Here is a 2,556-nt window from a genome sequence, read left to right as displayed (position 1 = left end):
TCCCCGCGCAAAGACGCTTCCTTGCTCGGATGCGTATGCCGAAGGCCCCAGGCAGCCATATGTGCGAGCAGAGGTACAAGTTGTATGGCTGCTTCCGTGAGGCTATAGATTCCTTTCTGCTGATGATTCGGATCCGGACACCGTGTCAGCAGGCCAGACGCGGTCAAGTGCTTCAGCCGGCTTGCGAGGATGTTCGACGCGATGCCTTCCTTGTTTTGCTCCAGCAGGGCGCCATAGCTGCGCCTGTTCTCGAACATAACATCACGGATAACGATCAGGCTCCAGCGGTCGCCGATCTGCTCAAGCGTCAGGTTGATCGGGCAGCCCGATCGTCTTGTTTGTGGCACAGCTATTCTCCTTAAATTTCTACTTGCATTATGCAAGAGGTGAGGCTATTATTCAACCACTTGCACTTTGCAAGTTGATTAAAGGATCCTGGCGGATCGGCAGAGGAATCGAACATGCGTGTGACTTGCATCGGGGATTACGGCGGCAATTCGGTAGTGCGGGTGGCCGGAAAGATGGCAACAACGACATGGCACGATGGGCTGACGTTCCGCTAAAGATCATTACCTATGTATGCACGTGCATACCCGCTACACGCAATTATTAGGAAACACTATGAAACTCACCACTACTATTTCGCGTACCGTGCTCGCGATATCGTTAGCATTCGCTGGCACCTTCGTTGCTGTAGCACCCGCCCAAGCTGCAGCGCCGATGCAGCACAAGCAGGTTCCGGGCTTCTATCGCACGATGATTGGCGACTATGAAGTCACTGCTCTTCATGACGGCGGCGGCGCCATTGACTCCAGCCTCCTGCATGGCGACCCGGCGCTCATCCAGTCCCTCCTGGCGCGCTCCTTCCAAAATGATCCCAAGAATGTCTCGGCCACCGTCCAAGGCTACCTCGTCAACACCGGCTCCAGGCTCGTTCTCATCGATACGGGTGCAGGTGGCCACTGGGGTGGCCCCACGCTGGGCAAGCTCGTGCAGAACTTGAAGGCTTCCGGCTATAAGCCGGAGCAGGTTGATCTGGTGCTGGTGACTCATCTTCACGCAGACCATGCTGGCGGAATCTACGAAAACGGGAAACGCGTCTTCCCGAACGCGACCGTGATGATGAAGAAGGCCGACGCCGACTTCTGGCTGTCGAAGGAAATCACCGCCAAGGCCCCGGAAGAAGCAAAAGTCTTCTTCACGATAGCACAGGATGGCGCCGCGCCTTACATCGCTGCAGGCAAATGGAAGCCGTTCGAGAGCGTGGACGAAATCATCCCCGGCATCGCACCATATGCCATTCCTGGCCATACGCCCGGTCACACCGGCTACATGATTTCCTCAAAGGGCCAGTCGCTGCTGGTCTGGGGCGACGTCGCTCACGTCATCGCCGTCCAGATGCCGCACCCGGAAATCGGCATCGCCTTCGACTCAGACAGCGCGATGGCCATCAAAACGCGTGAAGACCTTCTGGTGAAACTCGCTGCGGACAAGACGATGATTGCCGCCGCCCACATGCCGTTCCCCGGCCTGGGCCGTGTTCGCAAGGCCGACACCGGCGTTGGCTACGACTGGGTACCGGCAACCTTCCTCAACCTGAAGTGAGTTGAACCATGACCTACGACTCATCCCCCAGCCTCTTTGCCTCAAGCCCACGACGCGCTGCAGAGGGCCGGCGAGTTTCTCATCATGCATCTCGAGCGATAGAAGTCGCAGACATGCAATGGACTTATTGTAATAACTACTGACACCAACCTAGGAGATTGTAATGACTACCGACACCAACACGCCAGCAACGGCATGGATGCAAATCGTCAAGAAGAAAGGAACGAGCGATTTCGCAGCGTCGTTCACCGCTGACGCCAGCCTTCAGACCTCAGCCCTCAGCAAGGCCGTGGTCGGCCCGACACTCATCGGGGCGTTCTTTACTGCGACGAGCACGATGTACGAACACTTCGTGTTCACTGCGGAGACGGTTGACGGCGCGAAGACTTACCTTGAGTGGGATGCCATCCACGATGGCAAGCCGGTCGCCGGCGTCACCATACTCACTCGGAATGAGTCTGGCCTCATCAACAACATCAAGCTCTTCCAAAGCCCGTTTCCCGTCGTTCGTGAGTTCTCATCTGGCCTCAAGGAGCGACTCGATGGAACACTCGGCCAGGACTTCTTTAGCTAAGCCGGGAAAACAGCCAACTTCATTGCCTCATTTAACCTGAACAGCACAACCGAGGAAACACTCATGCCAATATTTCACGCCCACATTCCGGCTCAAAAGTTCTCAAGCGAAGAGAAACGGGCTCTGGCGGATGCCTTAAATCTCGCTCTTCATGAAGCCATGGATACCCCCATGGATGACCGTTTCGTCATCATCAGTGAGCACAAGGACGATGAATTCTTCGTCCATCCGACTTTTCCTAACGTGGCGAGATCCGACAAGCGCATGGTCGTGACAGTGACGTCCGGTACGAGCAGGACGGTGGAGCAGAAACGCAAGCTCGCGGAGTTGGTTACCCGATATGCAGTAGAAAAGGTTGGCGTCAGCCAGGACGATGT

General features: G+C 56.1%; 4 protein-coding genes. 3 read left to right on the top strand and 1 reads right to left on the bottom strand.

Going from position 1 to position 2,556, the window contains the following annotated elements; genetic code table 11:
* Positions 1–347 (bottom strand): winged helix-turn-helix transcriptional regulator (locus AC1RVX_RS29965; RefSeq protein ID WP_493220239.1); only part of this gene is annotated, 347 nt, incomplete at its 3' end.
* Between the two features lie 274 nt (positions 348–621).
* On the opposite strand from AC1RVX_RS29965, the gene AC1RVX_RS29960 reads away from it, so the two are divergent.
* The 3 genes from AC1RVX_RS29960 to AC1RVX_RS29950 all read left to right on the top strand — a co-directional run.
* A complete protein-coding gene (locus AC1RVX_RS29960; RefSeq protein ID WP_493220238.1) occupies positions 622–1,605 on the top strand; it encodes an MBL fold metallo-hydrolase in 984 nt (327 codons plus the stop codon).
* 163 nt (positions 1,606–1,768) lie between these two features.
* Positions 1,769–2,179 (top strand): hypothetical protein, encoded by a 411-nt coding sequence (locus tag AC1RVX_RS29955; protein ID WP_493220237.1) that lies wholly within the window; start codon positions 1,769–1,771, stop codon positions 2,177–2,179.
* Positions 2,180–2,242: 63 nt separating this feature from the next.
* Positions 2,243–2,556: tautomerase family protein (locus AC1RVX_RS29950; RefSeq protein WP_493220236.1), on the top strand; the 314-nt coding region annotated here is incomplete at its 3' end.

The sequence above is a fragment of the Undibacterium sp. GW821-FHT11B02 genome, assembly GCF_058808955.1.
The sequence above is the reverse complement of the archived record's forward strand: the minus strand, read 5'-3'. Positions and strand labels throughout refer to the sequence as shown.

Bases quoted from the DNA above. Each gene is read 5' to 3' on its own strand.
- AC1RVX_RS29955 (WP_493220237.1), top strand. From the start codon at position 1,769: ATGACTACCGACACCAACACGCCAGCAACGGCATGGATGCAAATCGTC.
- AC1RVX_RS29960 (WP_493220238.1), top strand. From the start codon at position 622: ATGAAACTCACCACTACTATTTCGCGTACCGTGCTCGCGATATCGTTA.